The 16,353-nt window shown below is 64.2% G+C and carries 10 protein-coding genes and 4 pseudogenes; 9 read left to right on the forward strand and 5 right to left on the reverse strand.

Going from position 1 to position 16,353, the window contains the following annotated elements; translation table 11 throughout:
- Window positions 1-37: 37 nt before the first annotated feature.
- Window positions 38-172, reverse strand: a pseudogene (locus ACWPN7_RS28735) (transposase); the annotation flags it as partial.
- Between the two features lie 508 nt (window positions 173-680).
- Here ACWPN7_RS28735 and ACWPN7_RS28740 point away from each other — a divergent pair.
- The 7 genes and pseudogenes from ACWPN7_RS28740 (at window position 681) to ACWPN7_RS28770 (ending at window position 9,087) form a co-directional block, all read left to right on the forward strand.
- A complete protein-coding gene (locus ACWPN7_RS28740; RefSeq protein ID WP_247881701.1) occupies window positions 681-2,345 on the forward strand; it encodes a methyl-accepting chemotaxis protein in 1,665 nt (554 codons plus the stop codon).
- A 30-nt stretch (window positions 2,346-2,375) separates the two neighbouring features.
- Window positions 2,376-4,077 (forward strand): annotated as a pseudogene (locus ACWPN7_RS28745) (methyl-accepting chemotaxis protein).
- Window positions 4,078-4,108: 31 nt separating this feature from the next.
- Window positions 4,109-4,633 (forward strand): PAS domain-containing protein, encoded by a 525-nt coding sequence (locus ACWPN7_RS28750; RefSeq protein ID WP_137106359.1) that lies wholly within the window; start codon window positions 4,109-4,111, stop codon window positions 4,631-4,633.
- On the forward strand, window positions 4,608-5,915 hold the full coding sequence (locus ACWPN7_RS28755) for a methyl-accepting chemotaxis protein (RefSeq protein ID WP_459198091.1): 1,308 nt from the start codon (window positions 4,608-4,610) through the stop codon (window positions 5,913-5,915). The genes ACWPN7_RS28750 and ACWPN7_RS28755 overlap by 26 nt, the downstream gene beginning before the upstream one ends.
- Before the next feature lie 91 nt (window positions 5,916-6,006).
- Window positions 6,007-7,671 (forward strand): sensor domain-containing phosphodiesterase, encoded by a 1,665-nt coding sequence (locus ACWPN7_RS28760; protein ID WP_492273541.1) that lies wholly within the window; start codon window positions 6,007-6,009, stop codon window positions 7,669-7,671.
- A gap of 61 nt (window positions 7,672-7,732) precedes the next feature.
- Window positions 7,733-8,044, forward strand: a complete 312-nt coding sequence (locus ACWPN7_RS28765; protein WP_175429839.1) for a hypothetical protein — start codon at window positions 7,733-7,735, stop codon at window positions 8,042-8,044.
- A gap of 131 nt (window positions 8,045-8,175) precedes the next feature.
- The gene (locus ACWPN7_RS28770) at window positions 8,176-9,087 is read left to right on the forward strand and encodes a LysR family transcriptional regulator (RefSeq protein WP_459198093.1); all 912 of its coding nucleotides are present in this window, start codon (window positions 8,176-8,178) and stop codon (window positions 9,085-9,087) included.
- Window positions 9,088-9,135: 48 nt separating this feature from the next.
- On the opposite strand, the gene ACWPN7_RS28775 is transcribed toward ACWPN7_RS28770, so the two are convergent.
- Window positions 9,136-10,020, reverse strand: coding sequence for a tyrosine-type recombinase/integrase (locus tag ACWPN7_RS28775; protein WP_459198094.1), 885 nt, complete (start codon window positions 10,018-10,020; stop codon window positions 9,136-9,138).
- Window positions 10,021-10,099: 79 nt separating this feature from the next.
- Window positions 10,100-10,309 (reverse strand): annotated as a pseudogene (locus ACWPN7_RS28780) (Arm DNA-binding domain-containing protein); the annotation flags it as partial.
- Window positions 10,310-10,727: 418 nt separating this feature from the next.
- Between ACWPN7_RS28780 and istA the strand changes: the two are divergent.
- Both istA and istB read left to right on the forward strand, forming a co-directional pair.
- A pseudogene (gene istA, locus ACWPN7_RS28785) lies at window positions 10,728-12,222 on the forward strand (IS21 family transposase); the annotation flags it as partial.
- A gap of 8 nt (window positions 12,223-12,230) precedes the next feature.
- Window positions 12,231-12,959 (forward strand): IS21-like element helper ATPase IstB, encoded by a 729-nt coding sequence (gene istB, locus ACWPN7_RS28790; protein WP_349622040.1) that lies wholly within the window; start codon window positions 12,231-12,233, stop codon window positions 12,957-12,959.
- Between the two features lie 227 nt (window positions 12,960-13,186).
- Here the strand turns inward: istB and ACWPN7_RS28795 are convergent, their stop codons facing one another.
- Entirely contained in the window at window positions 13,187-15,520 is a 2,334-nt protein-coding gene (locus tag ACWPN7_RS28795; RefSeq protein WP_149650730.1) for a PAS domain-containing protein, read from the reverse strand.
- A gap of 43 nt (window positions 15,521-15,563) precedes the next feature.
- Window positions 15,564-15,761, reverse strand: coding sequence for a type II toxin-antitoxin system ParD family antitoxin (locus tag ACWPN7_RS28800; RefSeq protein WP_200476037.1), 198 nt, complete (start codon window positions 15,759-15,761; stop codon window positions 15,564-15,566).
- Between the last annotated feature and the right edge of the window lie 592 nt (window positions 15,762-16,353).

The raw sequence follows: 16,353 nt of genomic DNA on the forward strand, positions 1-16,353 counted from the left end.
GCAGCATCACCACCAGATGGTGGCGCAAGGTCTCCCACACGCCGGCTTCCAGGAAGGCGCGGAAGTAGCGGTAGACCGTGGACCAGGGCGGGAAGGCTGGCGGGGGCGGCAGGGGGCGCCATTGGCAGCCGGTCCGCACCACGTAGAACAAAGGCAGCCGGCGCATGTCCGTGCTGCGGGGGGCGTCCGCCGGGCTTGGGCGACGGGATCAGGGGTTCGATCAACCGGTACTGGTCATCGCTCAGCGCTTGGCTGGTGCCGTAATCGCCAACCAACCGGCGTTCCTCGGGCGTCCACATCGGCGGCCTCCGGCAGTGGGGTTCAGCGCGCCATTATCAAAGCCAAAGCCGCCGCTCAACTTGCGATGTGCATCGCCAAGGATGAGCCATCGTTCGGAAGGGTTGGGGTGGATTATTTTGAGAATGAAGAAGCAACAGTAAAGTTACGTTTATGTATTTTAACCAAACAAGCATATCTTCATAGTTAACAAATATTCACCGCCTCCATAGCTAATCGTCGATTGAATGCAGCGCATTGTTGACTCTCGGTATTTATAGGTTATGTTTGCGCGGAGTTTGGGTTTTCAACTCATAATCCGTCACCCGCAAAGATTGTTGTTCGAGCCCATCAGAATGATTCGGAAAGCGCCATTTGCCTCAATGTCCTTGCAGCGGCAGTTCATGGCCCTGATCGGGATCGGCCTGTCGTTGCTGTCGGCTGTCTGCCTGTTTGGCGTCGCCTGGCTCCAGACGGACCAGATGGAGCACAACATGGAAGAGTTTAGCCGCAATGAGTTGGACTCGCTGCACGCGCTCATCGTGAGCGTGATGGCCAAACGCCCGACCGACGCCGAGGATGTCGGGATCGGGGTGTTCAACGACTGGTTCCGCCAGCGCAACACCGACTATCCCGGTCAGATCTGGAGCGCCTGGTCGCCGTCGGTCGCCAGCCACATGGCCGAGGGCTCCCCGAGCACCCCGCCCAAGGAACCGCGCGACGACATCGACCGGGAAGCGCTCCGTTCGGGCAAACCGGTCGGCCGGTATGTGCGCGACGCCTACCGGATGACGCTGCCCATTGTTCTGGGTGAGACGCCGGGTGCCGACCAGGAGGTCTGCTTCACGTGCCACAGTGCGATGGGACTGCGGAAGGGCGACGTCATCGCCGTGCTGTCCAGCCAGCTCGACGTCGGTGCGGAGCAAAGCCGCCTGCGCGACATTCTGCTGAAATTGCTCGGCTGCGGCGTGCTGCTGACCGTGACCAGCATGCTGGTGGTCCGCTGGACCTTGGTGAAGCGCGTCACCGGCCCGGTCGCCACCATCACCCGCTCGATGGAGCGCATGGCCGCCGGGGATTGGGTGGTCGATATCGCGGGCGCGGAACGCCGCGACGAGGTCGGCGCCATGGCCCGCGCCCTAGCGGTGTTCCGCGGCAATGCGGAGAAGCGGGCCGAACTCGAAGCCGGTCAAGCGGCCCAGACAGCGGAACGGGAGCGGCGCATGCGTCACATCGAAGAGTTGGTCCACCATTTCGAAGGCACGATCGCCCAGGTCCTGGGCAACCTCTCCTCGTCCACCGAACAATTGGTCGGTACGGCGCGCAGCATGACCGAAACGGCCGATGCCGCCACGCACACGTCCGAGCGGACCGCGGAGGCGGCCGGGACGGCGTGCGGCAGCGTGCAATCGGTCTTCGCGGCCGCGGATCAGTTGGCAAGCTCCATCCACGCCATCGGCGACGAGGTGTCGCGCTCCACCCGGGTGTCGAAGGACGCCGTCGCTTCAGTGGTGCGTTCGACAGAACGGGTCCGCGCGTTGGAGGAAACGGCGCGGCAGGTCGCCGGCATCGTCGATCTCATCTCCAGCATCGCCGGGCAGACCAACCTTCTCGCCCTCAATGCGACCATCGAGGCGTCGCGGGCCGGTGCCGCCGGGCGCGGGTTCGCGGTGGTGGCCTCCGAGGTCAAGGCGCTCGCCGCGCAGACCATGGGGGCGACGCGCGAGATCATGGAGCGCGTCGGCGCCATCACCGAAAGCACCGCCGAAGCCGTTCAGGCGGTGCGGACGGTTGCGGCCACCATCGATTCCATCGACGGCGCTCTGGTGACGATCGCGGAGTCCGTGGAGCAGCAGGACGCCGCCACGCGCGAGATTGCAGCCAACAGCCGGCAAGCTGCGGAAGGCACCGAGACCGTGACGGACAACATCCGCATCGTCGGCTCAAGCATCCATAAGGTCGAAGAGGTCGGCCATACCCTTCAGGCCGTTGTCGATGATCTCGACCGGCAGGCAAAAGTCCTCCGCGAGGAGGTCGATCTCTTCCTTTCCGGTATTCGCACCGCATAAGGCCCTTCTTCTCGTTTCGGGACCCAACCCATGCTGAACGTCATTCGAAAAACCCGCCTCGCCAGCCGGATCACGGCAACCACCATATTTGGTCTTCTGCTCATGTCGGGGACGCTCATTCTGCTGGTGGGCAACGATCTGAACGCCCACCTGTCCAAGCAGGCGAACCAGCGCCTGGACGAAAACGTCTCTGCGATGCGGGAACTGGTGCTGTCGCATGGAGGCGCGTTTCGATCCGAGGAAGGGACCCTCTGGGTCGGTGCCCGCAAGCTCGACGGGCAGAACGCGCTGCTGGACCGATTTGCCGGCGCTGTCGGTGGCGTCGCGACGATCTTTCATGGGGATGTCCGGGTGGCGACGACCATCGTGACGGACGGCAAGCGTGCGACCGGCACCCGACTGGCGCCGGGACCGGCCTACGAGGCGGTGCTCACGCACGGTCGGTCGTATCGTGGCGAGAACACGATTCTCGGCAGGCACTACATGACGGCCTATGATCCGATCCGCGACGATTCCGGCCGCGTCATCGGCATCCTGTTCGTCGGCGTGGAGAAGAGCCAGTTCTACGCAGCCATCGACGCGCTGATCCGGCGGGTGACGCTGGCCGCCTTGCTGGTGACGGCCATCGTCGCGGTCGCCGTGTTCGTTGCGATGCGGGTCACCTTCCGCCCCTTCGACGCGCTCCGCCGGGTCATGCTCGACCTTTCGGAAGGCCGCAAGGTGGCGTCCATCCCCGGACTCGGCCGTGGGGACGAGCTTGGCGACATGGCGCGCACCTTGGAGGGCTTCCGCGAGAACCTTCTTCGGGTGGAGCGGCTGCGGGCCGAGCAGGAGGAGCATGAGCAGCAGGTCGTCATCGAGCGGAAGCGCTCGATGCTCGCGATGGCCGACACCATGGAGCAGCGGGTCAAGGGCATGATCGCCGCCATCGGCCGGCAGATCGAAAGCCTGCACACGGCGTCCGGCGCCATGTCCGCCGAGGCGCAGCAGACCAGCGCCCAGAGCGCGGCCGTTTCCAGCGCCTCGCAGCAGGCCTCGGCCAATGTGCAGACCGTCGCCTCGGCCACCGAAGAAGCTGAATGCGGCCAGCCAGGAAATCAGCCAACAGATCGAGCGGTCGACCGATGTCGCCCGTCTGGCGGCGGACCGCTCCCGCCGCACCGATCAGATCGTCCAGGGGCTGGCGCACGCCGCCGGGCGGATCGGCGAGGTGGTGGACATCATCCGTCAGATCGCCAGCCAGACGAACCTGCTGGCGTTGAACGCCACCATCGAGGCCGCCCGCGCCGGCGAGGCCGGCAAGGGCTTCGCCGTGGTGGCGCACGAGGTGAAGAACCTGTCCAGCCAGACCGCCCGTTCCACCGACGAGATCGCCCAGCAGATTGCGGTGGTGCAGGACGCGACCGAAAAGGCCGTAGCGGCCATCGAGAACATCGTCGGCACCATCCAGGAGGTCCACGAGACCTCCTCGTCCATCGCCGCGGCCATCCATGAGCAGCACGCCGCCATTGCGGAGATCAGCCGCAACGTCCAGCAGACCGCGGCCGGAACCGCGGACATCAACAGGCACATCGCCGACGTCTCCGCGGGCGCACAGGGAACGTTGCAAGCCGCCCACATCGTCACCCTGGCGGCGGACGAGCTGGTCCGGCAGTCCGAAGCCCTGGAACAGCAGGTCGAGGACTTCCTGAGCGAGGTTCGCCAGTCGAACCGCCTGAGCGAGGCAGCGTGAGCAAGGGCACAGCAAGCAAGGATATGGCCCGATGGCAAACAGGCATCACCCGCTGACCGGGTTTGAACGCACCTTCGATCCCGGAGAGCTGATCGTCACGAAAACCGATCTGAAGGGCCGGATCACTTACGCAAACCGGGTTTTCCTGCGCATCTCCGGGTATGACGAACATGAAGTGATCGGAGCGCCGCACAACATCCTGCGCCACCCGGACATGCCGGCCTGCGTGTTCAAGCTTTTGTGGGACACCATCGGTGCCGGCCGGGAAATCTTCGCCTATGTCGACAACCGTGCGAAGACCGGCGACCATTACTGGGTGTTCGCCCACGTGACGCCGAGCTTCGACGAAAACGGCACAGCCATCGGCTATCACTCGAACCGGCGCGTTCCTCGCCGTGACGCCGTCGAAACGATCCAGCCACTGTACGCGCAACTCCTGGCCGAGGAGCGACGCCACGCAAACCCCAAGGCCGCCATGGTCGCCTCCACCGCTCTGTTGAGCGACCTCCTCAAGCGGAATGGCACAACCTATGATAAATTTATCTTCGCTTTATAGGTCGGGTATCCTCACCGCCGGCTCGACCGCCCTGCTGTTGGGGTCGGCCCTGTGGGAAACCGCGACGGGCGGAGCGGCGCTGCCGATGGCCGTGGTCACGCTGCCGGCGGGGGCGGCCACGCTCGCGGCCTTCTTCTTCCAATGGCGGGTGGGCGAGGCGATCAAGAGGGCGACCGAGGTGTGCCGCCAGGGGGCCTCCGGACGGTTCGAGGCCCGCCTCGTCCGCATGCGCGAGAGCGGAGAGGTCGGGGCCTTGTTCGATGCCATCAACGACCTCCTCGACCCGGTAGACGCGTTCGTCCGTGAGGCGACCGCGTCCCTGGACGCCATCGCCAGGGGCGAGTTCAGCCGTTGTCTGGTCGAAACCGGCCTGCACGGCGCCTTCGCGCGGGCGGCCGGGGCGATCAACCGCTCCTCCGCGCACATGGCCGCCCGGATGGCCGATCTGGAGCGCAGGACCGCCGATTTCGAGAACCGCACGCTCGCCATCGCCACGACGATGGCCGACGCGGCGGCGTCGCTGCGCGCGGACGCAGCCATTCTGGCGGAAAGCTCCGAAGGGACCGTAGCGATCGTGTCGGACGTCGGCGCTGCCGGCCGGGCCACGTCCGATGTGGTTCGCCGGGCGCTGGAAACCCTGTCCGCCTTCGCCGAACGGGTGACGGAGGTCGAGCGCCATTCCGCCGTGTCCGCGGCGCAGATCGTGCGGACGGTCGCGCAGGCTCGCGAAACGGATGAGCGCATGAACACGCTGGCGACGGCGGCCCACCGCATCGACGACGTCATCGTCGTCATCGAGACGGTGGCCAAGCAGACCAACCTGCTGGCGCTGAACGCCACCATCGAGGCGGCCCGCGCCGGCGAGGCCGGAAAAGGCTTCGCGGTCGTTGCCGGCGAGGTCAAGCACCTCGCCAACCGGACGGCCGAGGCGACCGGTGAGATCACCAGGGAAGTCGCGCACATGCAGCAAGCCACGGCCGCCGCCGTCACAGCCATCCAGGGCATCATCGCGATGGTCGGGAGCCTGGACGGGCTGGCCAAGTCCACGGCGACCGAGATGCGGACCCAGAAGGAAGGCCTGAGCCATGTGTCCACAATGCTGGCGGACGCGGTCTCCACCGCGGACACGGCCGTGTCGCAGGTGTCCGGGATCGCGATGGCCGCCAGCGACACGGAACGCAAAGCCGGCGCGGTGCTCGACGCGGCGGATCGCATGCGCACCGAAGCCTGCGCCTTGCGCAGGGAAGTCGACGCTTTCCTGACCGCGGTGCGCTCCACATGATTCCGAGGACGGCGACGACAACCGGTGGCGCCCGCGGCGCCGCCTGCGATCCCGCGGCGGGTGTCCGCTTCAGCGGTTGAAGGGCATGACCATGGCAGACCAAACTCAGAAACCATCCGACGCCCAGACCGTGCTCGGCCGCGACCGCTTCGTGGCCTTTGCCTTCGCGTCGGCCCATCTCCTGTTGGAGACCGATAATGACGGCCGCATCGTCTTTGCGGCGGGCGCGCGATGCGGACTGACGGACCGGCGCGCCGAGGACTTGGTCGGCTGTTCCCTGTTCGACCTTTTGCCGCCTGGGGAGCACACCTTCTTCCGCATGCTGCTGACGCGGCTGATCGACTCCGGAAAGCTCGACCCCACCCATGTCTTCCTAAAGACCGTCGCCGGGCAACCCTTTGCGATGCTGATGGGCGGATGCCGCCTGCCGAATTATGCGGACCGCTGCTTTCTGGGATTCTCCATTGCCGCACGGGTGTCGGGGCGGACCGTCGGCCGCTGCCTGTCCGACCTGAAATCCTTCGCCGAGAGCTTGGAAAGCCGCCTGTGCGCGGCGGGCGCGACCGAGCGGGGCCAGCGGTTGTCCCTGCTGGACATCGTCGGGCTTGCCGATCGGGACAACGCTCCTGAAATGCGCAACTCCCTGGAGGCTTATCTGCTTTCCGTTTCGACGGACGGGGACGCGGCGGTCCGCCTCAACGACGAGCGCTACGCCGTTCTCCACCGCGACGACGTGACGCGCGAGGAGATCATTCTCGACATCGGCCGCCTGCTGGCCCGGCACGGTGCGGACGAGCTGCGCGACGCCCTGCATGTCTGGCAAATCCCGGTGCAGGGCGGCGAAATGCCGATGTCTGATGTCGCGCGGGCGCTGTCCTACACCCTGCATAAGTTCGCCGCCGAGGAACCCGGGGCTTTCGGCATCGCCGACATCAACGGGGCGGTGGTGGACATGCTCCACAACACGGTCGGCCGGGTTGCCCAGGTCCGGCGCATCCTGGAACAGCGTGACTTCCATCTGGCGTTCCAGCCCATCGTGAGCCTGGCGACAGGGAAGCTGCACCATGTCGAAGCCCTGATCCGGGTCGGCGATTGCGGCTCTCCCGCCGAGTTCATCGCCTTCGCCGAACGGATCGGGCTGATCTGCGATCTGGACCTTCTGGTCTGCCAAGCCGCCCTCGACGTGCTGAAGCAGGCGGAAGACCAGGGGCGTGCCGTACCGGACATCGCCATCAACCTTTCGGCCGTGTCCCTGGCCAGCCCGCTGATCATCGAGCAACTTCAGGCGCTGCTCCGGCCACACCAGGGGCTCACCCGCAAGCTGCTGGTCGAGGTGACCGAGACGGCCACGGTCAACGACTTCCAAGGTTTGAACCGGGTTCTGGGGCACCTGCGCAAGCTCGGCCTGCGGATCTGCCTGGACGATGTCGGCAGCGGCACGACATCGTTCATGTCGCTCAACGAGCTGCGCGTGGATTACGTCAAGCTGGACGGCCGGATCGTGCAAGGGGCGCTGACCAACGGCCGTGATCTGACCATTCTGCGGTCCATCGTCGAGATTGCCCGCCATCTCGGTACCGACCTCGTTGCGGAGCAGATCGAAACCGAGGAGCAGCTTCGATACCTGCGCAAGCTCGGGGTCCGCTACGGACAGGGCTACTTGTTCGGGAAGCCGTCGCCCGTCCTGCCCGGCTTTGTCCTCGCAACCCCCAGTCGGCCGTCGCGGAGAACCGGAGAGCGCGTGTCCTGGGAGTGAGGGAATGAGCGCCTGTCGTTCGGATGCGGCATGTCCTTCAGCGTACGTGGGAGGGGAGCCCATGGTCAGGATCGAGCTTCATATCGGGTCGTTTTCGGAGGATTGTTTTTACGCCATGGGGGAAATGCCGTTTTTGGACATGAAGGAACCGCTGGGACACCAAGGCGGCCTCTCCCATGCCGTCGCTCGGTTCAGCTTTGAAACATGGGAACATTTTTTTGGCGAACTGAAGAAGGTGGCCCCAACGTTTGCTGCGGAACTCCGGTCCATGCGGGAGGCGGAGCGTAGGGCTTTCTTTGACAATCCCTCAGGGAAGGCTGTCTTGCGCATTCTCTGGAGGCACACGGATTTCGGCATGAGTTGCCGCGGCTGATGGGTCAATCATGTATTATGGTGAATATTGAATATTTCTTCTATTCATGGACTGTTTTGCCATACATGGAAAGTCTATATTGATAGTATCAAATATTATTTTATTTGTTCTGTCTAAATGTGGGGTGGGCAATGGAATTGCGGCAATTGCGTTATTTAAATATTCTGGCTGAAGCTGGCAGCTTTCATCGTGCTGCGCATTGGCTCGGCCTACGCCAACCAGCGCTCAGCCAGTCGATCCGAGCATTGGAAATGGATATTGGTGTGCAACTGGTGACACGTACCAGTTCAGGCAGCCGCTTGACGGCCGCCGGCAGTGCCTTCTTGAGCGAAGCACAACGCATTCTTGCTGCTTTGGATGCGGCGGCCGTCATTGCTCGGACCACAGTAAGCAGAGGAAGCGCACCGATGTGTCTTGGTATAGCCGCTGACGCTGCAACAGGATGGATGGCAAAGACACTTCAAGCATTCCTACATGGAAATCCGGAATATGGTGTGGTTGTCTATGGTGGCTCCCTCCAAAATCTTCTGGCGATGCTCGATAACGGGCATTTAGATTTATGTCTACTTCCGTTTATAGATCCTATTGGCAATGCAACGACTGAGCCGTTATGGCGAGAAGATGTTCATCTTGCATTGCCGGCTACTCATCCATTGGCGGCGGAGCCTTCCGTCGATGTTCGTCGCCTGGCTGACGAACTTCTACTCGTCGGATCCGTGGAGTACGATAGTATGGCAGCCAGATTGCTGCTTGATGCTTGCTATTCAGTAGGTGTCAAGCCGCGCATCACCACAGCTCTTCCCCACCAGGAAGTTCGGCTGGCGTTGGTGGCGGCTGGCTTTGGCATCGCTGTGCTGCCTGCTTCCAACCAATCCCTTGTAACTGCGATCGGAATCACCAGTCGTCCGTTGACGCCACCGCTGGTTATGACTATCGCCGCTGTTTGGCCGGCAACTGGTCTGGTTCCATCTGCTCAACATTTTATCAAGGTCGCACGTTCGTTCGAAACAGGTCCTAGGATTGATGGGGGTGCAGGGTTGTGAATGAGGGCGCTTTATTCTCATGATGGTGCTCAGGATTGACTGATTCAATCAGCTTTGATGTGTGGCCTTTCTGAGAGGGTGGGCGAGGGCGCTTGCGATAGCATCCGCTACTTTGTCGGCTGCAGCTTTGATCGGATCGGTCTTCAGGTGAGCATACCGGGCGGTCGTCTGAACCTGGGTATGTCCCAGCAGGCGGCCGATCATCGGCAGGTCCTCGCCGAGTTGTAGCGCGTCGGAGGCGAAGGAATGCCGCAGGTCGTGGATGCGCACATCCTCCAGCTTGGCGCGCTTGCGCAGCCGGCGCCAGGGACGCTGCATATCGGTCAGATACTGGCCTTCTATTCGGCCGGTGATGACATAGGGGTTGTCTGTCACCTTGGGGATGTCCTTGAGCACCTCGACGGCGGCTTTCCCGATCGTCACCAGTTTTGCCCCGGTCTTGGAGTCAGGCAATCGGAGCACACCGGCGTTGAGATCGACGTAGTCCCATTTGAGCGTCTGGATCTCGCTGAGGCGGCAGCCTGTCAGAAGGAGAAGGTGGATGCAGTTGACCGCTTCCGGTTCGGAAGTGGATTCGCGCAGCACCTTGCCAAGGCGGGCGAGTTCATCCGGTGTGAGGTAGCGTTCGCGCTTGACCTCCTTGTAGCGCTTCACCTTCCAGCACGGATTGACGCCATCGGTCCGGACGCTCCAGGTGTGGGCAACGGTGAACATGACGGAGAGAACGCCCAGGGTGCGGTTGGCCTGATAAGGGGTAGCTTTCAGGGATTGGTGAAGCTCGACCACCTCGGCGCGGCTCACATCGATGATGCGGTGGCTGCCGAGCTTGGGGTTGATGAACAGTTCGATGGAGCGTTTGTATTCGGCCCGGGTCGTCGGCTTGCAGTGGGAGGCGACGTGGTCCTCCAGGAAGCGCTTGCCGAATTCCTTCATGGTGGGGGAATACCTTGCGTCGGTCGCGCTCGGACGCTGGGTCGCTGCCGCGCCGCACATCGGACAGGTGCTTCATGGCCTCGGTCCGGGCGACGTCGGGCGTCAGGACGCCGTGGGGGCCGATGTTGACGCGGCGCAGGCGGCCGCCGGCCCGAAACTGGGCCAGATACATCTTCCGGCCGGAGGGATAGATGCGCAGTCCGAAGCCCTTCAGCTCTTCGTCCCAAAGGAAGAATTCCTGCTCGCCGGGGACGGCGGCATCGACGGACCGTTTCGTGATCTTGGTCATGGAGCACCCCACAAGCGCCGGAATTTCCGGAATCAAATCGGAATCACTTGGGAGGAAAAGAGAGCGCTTCCGACGAAGCTGTAGCGTAGTTTGCCTTCCAAAAAAAACGTCAATAGTAACAGAGTATTATAGCGCAATCGGATGTTCTGGCGTGGTGCCGGAAATGTGTGAGGAGGGGCTTGAAAACGAACTCATAACCTGAAGGTCGCAGGTTCAAATCCTGCCCCCGCAACCACCGACAGTCGACAGCCCGCCTCCAACGAGGCGGGCTGTCGGCGTTTTGGGTCCGTTTCGGCGCACGCCTGTGAATCGGCATGGAATAAGGACCCCGTAGAGAGGGTGATCGGCATCGAAACGGGACCCTCGCCGCTTTGGGTCCACACTGGCCGCCATGGAGGACATGGAGGCCTATCGAGGGATGCTGATTGTGGAAACGATCGCGAAGATCCGTCGTGCCTACTTCGTGCAGCAGAAGCCGATCAAGGTGATCTGCCGGGAGTTCGGGCTGTCCCGGAAGGTCGTGCGAAAGGTGATCCGGTCGGAGGCCACGGAGTTCCGCTACACGCGCACGAATCAGCCCTTGCCGAAGATCGGCCCCTGGCGTGAAGAACTCGACGCTCTGCTGCTGGCCAACGAGGGCAAGGCTCTGCGCGAGCGCCTGACGCTGGTCTGCCTGTTCGAGATGCTACGATCCCGCGGCTATGAGGGCGGCTACGACGCGGTCCGCCGCTACGCCCGGGTTTGGCGGCGGGAGCAGGGGCCCTCCATCGCCCAAGCCTACGTGCCGTTGAGCTTCGCCCCGGGCGAGGGAGGCCTACCAGTTCGACTGGAGCCATGAGGTCGTCCTGATCAACGGAACGACCGTCACGGTGAAGGTGGCCCATGTCCGGCTGTGCCACAGCCGGATGCTGTTCGTGCGGGCCTACCCGCGCGAAAGCCAGGAGATGGTGTTCGACGCCCACGACCGGGCTTTCGCCTTCTTCAAGGGAGCCTGCACGTGGGGCATCTACGACAACATGAAGACGGCGGTCGATACGATCTTCGCCGGCAAGGAGCGCGTCTACAACCGGCGCTTCCTGCAGATGTGCAGCCACTATCTGGTCGATCCGGTCGCCTGCACCCCGGCTTCGGGTTGGAAAAAGGGGCAGGTCGAGAATCAGGTCGGGTTGGTCCGCGAGCGCTTCTTCACACCCCGGCTGCGGGTGAAGAGCTACGACGAACTCAACGGCTTGCTCCTGGACCGCTGCGTCGCCTACACCAAGGCGCATCGCCATCCCGAATTACGGGAGCGGACGGTCTGGGAGATGTTCGAGGCGGAGCGGCCGAGCCTGGTTCCCTATGCCGGGCGGTTCGACGGCTTCCATGCGGTGCCGGCCTCGGTGTCCAAGACCTGCCTGGTGCGCTTCGACAACAACAAATACTCGGTCGCGGCCGGCGCGGTGGGCCGTCCGGTGGAAATCCGCGCCTATGCCGAGCGGATCGAACTGCGCCAGGATGGGCGGGTCGTCGGCGAGCACGCCCGCTGCTTCGGCCGCGACCGGACGGTGTTCGATCCCTGGCACTATGTCCCGGTCCTGGCGCGCAAGCCGGGGGCTTTGCGCAACGGCGCACCGTTCAAGGACTGGGTCCTGCCGGCCGGTCTGGAGCGCGTCCGGCGCAAGCTCGCCGCCGTCGAGGACGGCGACCGGCAGATGGTGGGCATTCTCGGCGCCGTGCTGAGCGACGGGCTGCCGGCCGTCGAGGCGGCCTGTACCGAGGCCTTGCGCGAGGGCGTCCATTCCGCCGCCGTCATTCTCAACATCCTGGCCCGGCGCCGGGAACCGGCGGCGGCGATCACGATCATGACCTGCGACGCCCTGCGGCTTCGGCACGAGCCGGCCGCCGATTGCGCCCGTTACGGCAGCCTGAGGAGACCCCTGTGATGGAGCGTGCCGAGATCCTGGCCACCATGAGCGAACTCAAGCTCTACGGCATGAAGGCCGCCTACGACGAACTCATCGCCACCGCCGTCAAGCGCCAGCACGAGCCGCAGCGGGTCGTCGGCGACCTGCTCGCCGCCGAGATCTCCGAGAAGCAGGCGCGCTCGATCAAGTACCAGATCACCATCGCCAAGCTGCCGCTCGCCAGGGACGTCGACGATTTCGTCTTCGACGACACGCCGGTCAACGAGACCCTGGTGCGCGATCTCGCCGGCGGCGCCTTCTTGGCCCAGCAGCGCAACGCCGTCCTGGTCGGCGGTACCGGGACCGGCAAGACCCATCTCGCCGTCGCGATCGCCCGGGCCTGCATCCGGGCCGGCTCCCGGGGGCGCTTCTTCAACGTCGTCGACCTCGTCAACCGGCTGGAAGCCGAAACCCGGGCCGGCCGGCAGGGCCGCTTGGCCGACCACCTCGCACGCATGGATTTCATCGTCCTCGACGAACTCGGCTACCTGCCGTTCGCCCAATCCGGCGGCCAGCTGCTGTTCCACCTGATCAGCCGGCTGTACGAGCGCAGCTCCGTGATCGTCACCACCAACTTGGCGTTCGGGGAATGGCCGTCGGTCTTCGGCGACGCCAAGATGACCACCGCCTTGCTCGACCGGCTCACCCATCACTGCGAGATCCTCGAGACCGGCAACGAAAGCTGGCGCTTCAAAAACCGCGCCTGACCTCGGCCGCCGGGTCGTCCAGGTCGCCCACAGCGCCTCCCCACGCGTGCCGCTCCGTCGCAGATGAGGGCACTGCGCGGCACGCGCGGGTCCCCTCCATGGACGACCTGGACGACAAGTCCTCACCAGCTCAACGGGGTCCCTTTTCCGCGCCGATCCAGGGTCCCAATCTCAAGCCGATTGACACTGTGGACGTGACCAAGCTGGCCCGCTCACAAAAAGCGCACTTATCTTCCCCGTAGCCCTTCTTCGAGCAAGGCCTCCAGTCTGGCGGGATCGATTGGCTTGTGCAGCATGCGAATGCCGGTCCGCCCGGCCTCGGCCAGCCGTTCAGCCGAGGTGTCGCCGGTCACCAGAACCGTGACCGGCGTGCCGCGTCGGCGGGCTTCGCTGATGATGACCACGCCGGTCTCTCCCGCACCCAGGGAGTGATCGGCGATCAGGATGTCCGGTGGAGTCTCAAACTCATTCAGCATGGTCCGGGCCTGCGCCAGCGTGCGGGCGGTGTGCACGGACACGCCCCAGCTCCCCAGTGTGACCTCCAACGCTTTCAGCACCATTGGTTCATCGTCCACCACCAGGGCCGTCCGGCCCCGCAACGTCCCGCAGAGCGCCTCCCCTCCAGCAGCGGGCATCTGCGCTTCGTCCTTTGCCAACGGAAGCGTCAGGCTGAAGGTGGACCCTTTACCGGGTTGGGAGCGGACCGACACCCGGGCCGCCAGCAGATCGGCGACCCGCTGCACGGTGGCGAGGCCGATGCCGAAGCCGCGCGCATGCTCACGGGTCGCGTTTCCGATCTGGTAGTAGGGATCGAAGATACGCTCCATCTCTTCCGGGGCGATGCCCCGCCCGGTATCGGTCACGTCGATCGCCAGCCGGTCCTTCTCGACCCGCGTCTCCACCGTGACGCCGCCCTGTTCGGTGTATTTGACGGCGTTGGAAATCAGGTTGCGCAGCACCAGTTCCACCAGCAGGGGGTCGGACCGGACCGATCCGGCCGCCGGTGGGATGTGCAACCACAGTTTCGCCTCGCGCGCCGGTCCCTGGAACTCGCCGTAAAGACGCTTCAGCAACTCGTCGAGGTCGAAGACCCGCTCCTGCGCCGTGAGCAGGCCGGCGTCGAGCCGCGCCACCTCCAGCAGCCCGCTCAGCATGCCCGTCAGGCTGGTCATGCTGTCCGACAGCGGCTTCAGGAGTTCGCGCGCCTTCGCGTCGAGTGGTTGCCGCCGCAGAAGCTCGAGAAACAGGTTGGCAGCCTGCACCGGCTGGCGCAGATCATGGCTGACCGAAGCGAGAAAGTTCGACTTCTCCCGGCTCGCCGCCTCAGCCGTGTCGCGTGCCTGCTGCAGCAGGGCTTCAGCGTGCTTGTGGTCGTGGATGTCGGTCGAGGTGCCGAACCAGCGGGTGATCGCGCCGCTGTGTGGGTCGCGGTAAGGCAGACCCCGGACCAGGAACCAACGGTACTCCCCCGTCTTCGAACGGAGACGATGCTCGACGAGGAAGAGGCTGCCCGCCCGCTGCGCCTCTTGAAAGCGGTCCGCTGTCAGCGCCGCATCGTCCGGATGGGTGAAGTTGGCGATGACGTCCGATACCGTGGTTGGTGCCGTCCGGGGTTCGTAAGCGACACCCGTATAGTCGGTCCACTGGCGGTTGAAGAATTCCACCTGTCCCTCAGCGTCGGTGATCCAGACGATCTGCGGCACGGCGTCCGCCATCAGCCGAAACCGCGCCTCGCTCTCGCGCAGGGCCTCGTCGGTTCTCCGGCGGGAGGTGATGTTGCTGGCGGTGCCAAACCACTCGCAGACCTCACCATCCGCATCCAGGATCGGCACCGCTCGCGAATGCGTCCATCCCAGTGATCCGTCGGCCTGCCGGACCCGGTGCTCCAGATCAAAGGCGCTCTTGGTCCGGATGGCTTCCCGTACGGCGTCAAGAAGCTGGGGTTGATCGTCCGGATGGATGTACTCCTCGAGCCACGCCTTGTTGCCGTCCGTCGTGTCGGTGAGGAAGCCATGCCCGTCGAGCTGCCGCAGTTCCGTCCAGTCGACGTTCATGCGGTAGATGGCGTAGGAGGAGGCCTCCACCAGGGCGCGGAAGCGGCTCTCGCTGTCGCGCAAGGCGAGTTCGGTCCGCTTGCGGCTGGTCACCTCATGCACCGTCACCAGGACGCCCGCGATGGTTCCGGCATCGTTGCGGACCGGACTGTAGGTGAGGTCGAACCAGGTTTCCTCCGGGGCTCCGTTGCGCTCGAGGATCAGTTTCTGGTCGTCGAACCCACGGGATTCACCGCGGAGCACGGCCTCGTAGATCGGCCCGTTGAAGTCCCAAACCTCGGGCCAACACTCGCGGGTGGGTTGGCCGAGGGCGCGGGGATGCTTGCCGGCGGTGATTTCGGCGTAGCAATCGTTGTAGATCTGGATGAGGTCGGGTCCCCAGAGAACAATCATGCCAAGTGGGGAGGCGAGAATCAGGTCGACGACAACCCGCAAGGACAGCGGCCAGTTCGCCTTTGGTCCGAGGGGCGTCGCGGCCCAGTCATGGGCACGGATCAGCGCTCCCATGGCCCCGCCTCCACTGGGCCAATCCAGCTCCGAACCGGTGGCGTCAGGGATCATGGCCGCTGCTTGGGGCAGGAGGCTGGGCAAGCGACGACGGCGGCAGCGCAACACGCTCCTGAAGCAGGCGCAACCCGTCCCGCACCACCTCGCTGGCCGTCTGGTAACGGCCGGACGCCACCAGAGTCTGGACGAAGCGGTCGAGTTCCGGGGTGAGGGAGATGCTCTGGCTGATGCGCCTGGACATGGGACCATCGCAACGGAAGGGAAGCGGTGCCACAGAGTACGACACCGGGTCAGAGCCTGGAAGTCGACCGAAAGGCATGATTGCCTCCGGTCATAAATTCCGAACGGCAGGTGGTGCGGTGGCAATGCAGAACACAATGCAGCGGCCGCATCCGGGCGGTGGGCCGGGCCGGATTGTCTTGGATCGACGGCATTGATTTGCGAGTGCTGAGCGGCATGAAACAACCATAAAGCGCTTAATGAAAACTTTCGATTGCCGACTTGGCCGCTCCGCCTGCGAAGGGGGCATGAATGGCACCGCCACCTTGCCGGTTATTTGACGGTCGTGAAACGGTCAGCCCATCAGGCCGCCATGGGCGCGGCAACGCTGGACATGCGGGTTTTTGCTAAAGGCACTTCACGGGGCCGGGTGGGCCTACGGCGGCGCAAAATATCGTGCCGTTGGGGTTACGGGACGTGCCCCGCCTGCTGGTGACGCCGGAAAAGCGGTTGTGGGTTTGGACGTGGGGGCCGTCGCTCGTGAAAAAATGGGACAGCTTCCGCCCGATGTCGTGATGAGCAAGTTCCGGTTCGCCATTTGGAGGACTGGGCTG

The organism is Azospirillum sp. UENF 312511 (genome assembly GCF_058780635.1).